The sequence below is a fragment of the Bacillus coahuilensis m4-4 genome, from assembly GCF_000171615.1.
GTDB classification, from domain to species: Bacteria; Bacillota; Bacilli; order Bacillales; family Bacillaceae_K; genus Bacillus_T; species Bacillus_T coahuilensis.
Genome location: NZ_ABFU01000008.1, coordinates 1 through 5,557, shown reverse-complemented (window position 1 = coordinate 5,557; position 5,557 = coordinate 1). Strand labels below are relative to the sequence as shown.

At 33.5% G+C, this 5,557-nt stretch carries 5 protein-coding genes; 4 read left to right on the top strand and 1 reads right to left on the bottom strand.

Annotated features, from left to right (window positions below):
• The first annotated feature begins 150 nt into the window (after positions 1–150).
• The 3 genes from M44_RS24540 (at position 151) to M44_RS01485 (ending at position 4,005) form a co-directional block, all read left to right on the top strand.
• A complete protein-coding gene (locus tag M44_RS24540; RefSeq protein ID WP_162013627.1) occupies positions 151–1,923 on the top strand; it encodes a methyl-accepting chemotaxis protein in 1,773 nt (590 codons plus the stop codon).
• 83 nt (positions 1,924–2,006) lie between these two features.
• Positions 2,007–3,572: an alpha/beta hydrolase gene (locus M44_RS01490; protein ID WP_010170249.1), complete on the top strand. Its 1,566-nt coding sequence runs from the start codon at positions 2,007–2,009 to the stop codon at positions 3,570–3,572.
• Between the two features lie 136 nt (positions 3,573–3,708).
• A complete protein-coding gene (locus M44_RS01485; RefSeq protein ID WP_010170248.1) occupies positions 3,709–4,005 on the top strand; it encodes a hypothetical protein in 297 nt (98 codons plus the stop codon).
• Positions 4,006–4,019: 14 nt separating this feature from the next.
• Here M44_RS01485 and M44_RS01480 read toward each other — a convergent pair whose 3' ends face one another.
• The gene (locus M44_RS01480; protein ID WP_010170247.1) at positions 4,020–4,235 is read right to left on the bottom strand and encodes a hypothetical protein; all 216 of its coding nucleotides are present in this window, start codon (positions 4,233–4,235) and stop codon (positions 4,020–4,022) included.
• Positions 4,236–4,376: 141 nt separating this feature from the next.
• On the opposite strand from M44_RS01480, the gene M44_RS01475 reads away from it, so the two are divergent.
• Positions 4,377–5,279, top strand: coding sequence for a DMT family transporter (locus tag M44_RS01475; protein WP_010170246.1), 903 nt, complete (start codon positions 4,377–4,379; stop codon positions 5,277–5,279).
• Positions 5,280–5,557: the final 278 nt, after the last annotated feature.

Below are 5,557 nucleotides of genomic sequence, written 5' to 3'. Positions count from 1 at the left end.
CCATTTTCAATGGCTCTTTTTGTTTGAAACAATAAGGAAGAGAATTGTCGTTTTTTTCTCTAAACACTGAACATATTGAAAGATTATGACGATATAGTCATAAAGTAGTAGTATTAGACAATTTAATAGTGAGGAGAGAGAAACGTGTTTATGAGTAAATTTCGACTTAAAGGTAAAAAGAACTCTTCTAAAGAGAGAAGACCATCTAAAATTGCCTTTACCATAGGAAAAAAAATTAGTAGTGGATTTCTTATTGTCCTAATTATATTTGCTGGAGGAAGTATTTTTAACTTAACTCAGCTGAACTCCTTTCGTTCTACTATGAATAATATGACCGAACAAGCTGTTCCTTCTATTCAGTTAGCATTAGAAATTAAAGGGGAACATGAACGTTCATATGGTATTTTAGTAGATTATCTGGAGTCCCTTAGAAGTGAAAATACTTCTAACCAAGGTAAATACCAAAAAGAATATGCGGAAGCTTTATCTTTATTGGACTCCTATTACAGTGAGTATGAACCACTATTAACGAGTGAAGAAGAAAAATCATTATATAATCGACTGTCTACTCATAAGGAGACGTTCTATATCAAGGGAGAAGAAATTATTACTCTCACTACTTTTGATCTCGTTAAGATAAATCGATTGCGTGACGAAATCGAAATGGCTTTAACTAATATTCAAGCAAACGGAACGCAGCTTGTAGAATATAATGAAGATAAAGTAGCAAGCGCAAGAGAACAGGCAAAAGGTTCTATGGAATCTATATGGATAAATACGATTGTTCTTTTAATCGTAAGCTCTATTCTAGGAGTTTCTATAGCATTCTTTGTGTCTACTTTTATTTCACGACCAGTCAAAAAAGTGACAAGTGAACTAAAGAAAGTATCGACAGGGGATTTATCTGGATCAACCATTATGTACAAAGGGAAAGATGAGATAGGAGAAATGGTGCATGCGTTAAATGACATGCAGCGACAATTATCTTCATTTTTAAAAACCGTGAGTGATTCATCTATGCAGCTCGCTGCTTCCTCTGAAGAACTGTACGCGAGTTCAGAGCAAACAACTAAAGCTACCAATCATATGGCTTCTTTAACTCAGGAATCTACGGTAGGGGCTGAAAACCAGTTAACAAGTGTAAGGAAAGTGTCTGAATCAGTAGATCAACTTTCAATGGGATTACAGCAAGTGGCAATAAAAGCAGTGGAAATGTCAGAAGTAGCAAATCAAGCTAATTCTGCAAGTATGATAGGAAAAAATCACGTTCAGCATGTGGTTGAACAAATGCAAAAAATACGAGATACTGTTCTTCATTCATCTGAAGTAGTGAATCAGTTATCCTCTCAAACAAATGAAATAGGTAAAATTACCCAACTTATATTAGAAGTAGCAGAACAAACGAATCTATTATCTTTAAATGCAGCAATTGAAGCTGCGAGAGCAGGAGAACATGGAAAGGGCTTTGCTGTTGTTGCGGATGAAGTAAGAAAGCTTGCGGATCAAACGAGAGAGTCATCACAAGAGATTACGCGAATGATTGAATCAATTCAAGAAGAGACAAAACGTGCCATGACAGTGATGAGAGAAGGGACGTCTCAAGTTGAACAAGGAATGTCATTAACGAATGAAGTAGAGGATGCTTTTGGGACAATTGAAGGCAACATGGGAAGTGTAACAGATAAGGTTCAAGATGTTTCTGATGCAGTAGAACAGATGGCCTTCATTAGCAGTGATATTGTTAATTCCGTAGATGTAGTGCGAGAAGTTGCTGAGCTAAGTGCTTTATCCAACCAAGAAAGTTCAGCAGCCAGTGAAGAACAACTTGCAACGATGGAAGAAATAGAGAGTTCTGCTAAAGGATTAAGTCAATTGGCTGAACAACTCCAAGAAGAAATAGCAAGATTTAAAATGGAATCGTAACCTTGGCTGCTATTTTTAACTGTTCAATTTCCTAATATAGGGATAAAATATATCTAATAGTCTGTTAGAGAGGATTAAGATAAATGCCAATTACACTATTAGAAAATAGTCAAACAACCTACTATGATTATATAGTATGTGAACAAAAGGACGCAGAGACATTTCTATTTATACACGGGCTAGGATGCGATAGCACTTTGTGGGACGATATTATTCCGTTCCTAAAACCTAAATATAATCTTGTTGTATTCGATCTACCAGGCCACGGAAGAAATAAACTAAGCGAGAATGTTGGATTTTCTTTATCGTTAATATTTTCTGACATAGAACATATTCTCTTTACAGAAAATATTCCTTCTTGTCATGTAGTTGGCTATGCTGGAGGAGGAAATATAGCATTAGAGGCCGTTTTAAAACAAAAGAAATGGGTTCGATCATTAACACTTATTTCTACCCCGATTTTTATGCCTTTTCAAATCGGTGAACAAGAAATGAGAAAGAGGTTCGCTACTATTGAAGAAGGTAAGAAACAACAGGTATTTAAAAGCATTATCGATGGAATAACGGTGATAGCTTCGGAGGAAAGAAAATCTCGTCTCGAAGGTATGATGAATCGAGTGGATATAAGATCCTATAAAGATTTCTATAAAGTTTGTAAAAATTCCGTACAAGAATATTCTCCGGAGAAGTTTAAAAATGTAGATCTTCCAATTTTTCTGTTAGTTGGTGAATTCGACGCTACTTTTCCACCGAAGCTTCACTTGTTTGATGATACGTATCTAAATTCTTCAAGATTTCTTATCATCCCGAATGCGGGGAATGCTGTAATGGTTGATACACCTAAACAGTTAGTAGAACTCCTCGATGATTTTGTAATCCAATACGTATTAGGCTCTCCGCCTTCTTTAAAAGGGAGAGGATACGTAGATAAATTAAATTTTGAATTACAATCAATAGTCAACTTAGGAATAAGACAAGTCAACAGTAGAAACACGATTGAGCTTCATTTTCTTTCAAGCTTTAAAGTACTGTTAGATGGAAAAGAAATAGAAGGAAAGTGGAATCAAAGGAAAGCAAAACAAATCTTCAGTTACATTTTATATCATCAACAAGTTACAAGAGATCAGCTCTATGATGTATTTTGGCCAGACCTAGAATTAACCAAGGCTAGGAACCAATTAAGAGTCTCTCTTAACCATATAAAATCGATTATTGAAGGATTTACAGGTGACGATTTATCTAAATATATTGATATTGGTAGAGACCTCATTGTCACATCTGTTCGTGTTAAATCCGATGGAGAAAATTTATTAAATGAGATTGAACAATTGAAGCTTGTATCATACTCCGACAGAGCGGCTAAAGTTGTAGAACTTATTGCGAGGCTACCTGAAGTGCTGTTTCCTGGTTTATATGATGAGTGGGTTCTTGAATTACGTTCTTCTATAGAAATGGAACTCACTAGTATAATTGAAGATTTATTAGACGAAGATCTGGATCCTTCTGAAGAGATTAATATGCTAAAATATTTAATCAAGATTCATCCAAATGAAGAATTATACTACGAGCAAATCCTTTTTGCCCTAGAACAAGAAAGAAAATATTCAGAGATGGATTTTTATGAAGATAAATTAAATTCATTGAAATAATATTGTCAAAAAAAGCGATCTAAAAAAATTTTTTAAAAAATTTTTACAGATTGCTTTTTTTCTGTAATGCTTTTGTAATGAGCTGTATTGTATGATGAGTACGTAAAATCATATCACAGCTTAGGAGGTAAATGACATGACCAACTCCCTTTTAGTTACCGCACATGAACGAAGTACATTATACAATCTACAGCAGAGAATTCAATCGAATACATATGAAGAGAATGATTTTAAAGCATTGTTCAGTATGCTTTTAAATTATTCAAATGAACTATCTATGGCTCAAACAAAAAAACTTTGTGAATTAGTCGAATACTTCCATGTCGTAAAGAGGGAAGATCGTTTACCTGAAATCATAAGCTCAATGGTTGATTTTATTGTCTCTTCTACTATTCATGATGAATCAACTTCTCAGAGCTTTGTTATATCATAATTCATACTACTCGTTTATTCGAAAGGGTCAATACTTTCAATTTGATGATGGGTTAAGGACATGACTGACTTTTGGTCATCATTATAAAATAGTATATTTTCCTCTAAGAAAGAAAAGTTTAAAATTCTACCCGAGAAATTTTGCCTTCCTACTTTTGGGATGACGTAAACTACATGTACTAAGGTGTTGTGTACCTGCCAATTTTCTAGCATTTTTGTCATCTCAATCATTCAGTTTTGCCTCACTTTCAACATTCCTAGCTACAATTTTAGACTAACATATCTCTAAGATACAAGATTTAAATTTAGGAAAATATCTTCTATTCAATTTCATCTAGACTCGTTACAATAGACTAAAAAAGGTTGAGTATATTGAATAAATCACTGCCTATCCTATCCCTTATTATTGGAGTCATATCTGTTTCAACCTCTGCTATATTTGTGAAACTATCAAGCGCTGATGCAGGTACTATTGCTTTCTATCGTTTGTTATTTTCTACAATATTATTACTTCCGTACTTTTTATTTAAAAGTAAAGCTGACTTAAATCACTTCAATAGAAAAGATTGGTGGCTATCCTTACTGTCTGGACTATTTTTAGCTGTACATTTTATATTGTGGTTTGAATCCTTAAACTATACAAGTGTAGCAAGTTCTACTGTATTAGTTACATTGCAACCAATCTTTGCTTTCATCGGTACATATATATTTTTCAAAGAGGTTATTTCAATAAAATCTATCATAGCTGCAAGTATTGCTATGGTGGGTAGTTTCATTATTAGCTGGGGAGACTTTAAAGTAGATGGACAAGCATTACTTGGTGATATGTTAGCACTAGCAGCTTGTGCTTTAGTAACGGGATACTTGCTTATCGGTCAATCTCTAAGAAAGAAACTTACTTTAACAAGCTATACATTTATTGTTTATGGATTTAGTTCAGTGATTCTTCTTATATACGTACTACTTAATGGAGAGATGCTAGTAGGTTTTTCTAACGACAATTGGATTTATTTCTTGTTATTAGCGATTTTCCCTACACTACTTGGACATAGTCTCTTTAATTGGTCTATAAAATATATAAGTACAAATGTTATTTCTGTAGCTATATTATTGGAACCGGTTGGGGCCACAATACTTGCTTATTTATTGTTAAATGAAAGTATCTATATCTATCAAATTGTTGGGGGAATGATTATTATTGTTGGTATACTCTTATTCTCCATTCCCGTTCGGTTAGTAATTAAAAAGAAACGATCCATTGAGAATCATTCATAATGATTTAATAAGTCTTATTTAGTTTCTCTAAGACACTCTGCTATTTAGAGTGTCTTTTTGCTTAAATAGAAGTCATTGGTAAGCCATATAAATGCTTTTTATATAAAAATACAAAAAAAGTAATTAAAAAAGTATTGCCTTGGTTTCGCTATCGTGATATATTATTCCTTGTCCTTAAGAGGACGACAACTTATCAAAAATAAACTTCTTAAGCTAAACAGAAAAATGTTTGACAAGAGATTATAGATAAGTTATGATGTAAAAGTCGCCTTGATGAG

Bases quoted from the DNA above. Each gene is read 5' to 3' on its own strand.
- M44_RS24540 (WP_162013627.1), top strand. From the start codon at position 151: ATGAGTAAATTTCGACTTAAAGGTAAAAAGAACTCTTCTAAAGAGAGA.
- M44_RS01490 (WP_010170249.1), top strand. From the start codon at position 2,007: ATGCCAATTACACTATTAGAAAATAGTCAAACAACCTACTATGATTAT.
- M44_RS01485 (WP_010170248.1), top strand. From the start codon at position 3,709: ATGACCAACTCCCTTTTAGTTACCGCACATGAACGAAGTACATTATAC.
- M44_RS01480 (WP_010170247.1), bottom strand. From the start codon at position 4,235: ATGATTGAGATGACAAAAATGCTAGAAAATTGGCAGGTACACAACACC.